Genomic DNA, 649 nt, shown 5'->3' with positions numbered 1-649 from the left:
GTCGTCAACTCGAGCCAGGGCGGCGGCACCAAGGACACCTGGGTGCTGGCCGACTGAGCCGGGCACGACCGCGCGCGCCGCAGCCGGCGCGCGAACCGAACGAAGACGGAGTGGACACGAGATGCTTCTGGGACGAACTGCGAGCGGTCTTTACTGGATGTACCGCTATATCGAGCGCGCGGAGAACATCGCGCGCATCGTCGATGCCGGGCTGCGGATGGCGCTCACGCGCACGTCCGACGCGCCGGCCGAATGGTCGTCGGTGCTGGTCAGCTCGGGCGCGGACGACGGCTATCGTCAGAAGTACGACGCCTATGCCGCCGATACCGTGACCGACTACCTGCTGCGCGACCGCGACAACCCGTCGAGCGTGCTGTCGTGCATCGAGGCCGCGCGCTCGAACGCGCGGATGGTGCGCACGGCGCTCACGCGCGAGGCGTGGGAGAGCGTGAACGGCGCCTGGCTCGCGCTGCGCCAGGCGCTCGCGCAGCCGGTGCCGGAGAGCGGGCTGCCGGCGGTGCTCGACGGAGTGAAGCGCGAAACCGCGCTGATCCTCGGCAGCTTCTACAGCACGATGCTGCGCAACGAGATCTTCGATTTCGCGCAGATCGGCGCGTTCGTCGAGCGGGCCGACAACACCGCGCGGATC

Annotated in this window: 1 protein-coding gene; it reads left to right on the top strand. The window is 69.3% G+C overall.

What is annotated here, in order from left to right:
• Positions 1 to 121: 121 nt before the first annotated feature.
• On the top strand, positions 122 to 649 hold a 528-nt coding region (locus NQV17_RS37820), incomplete at its 3' end, for an alpha-E domain-containing protein (protein WP_257776163.1).

The sequence above is a fragment of the Burkholderia sp. SCN-KJ genome (genome assembly GCF_024656005.1).
GTDB lineage: Bacteria > Pseudomonadota > Gammaproteobacteria > Burkholderiales > Burkholderiaceae > Burkholderia.
Note: the sequence above shows the minus strand (reverse complement) of the source record. Positions and strands in the feature narration are given on the sequence as shown.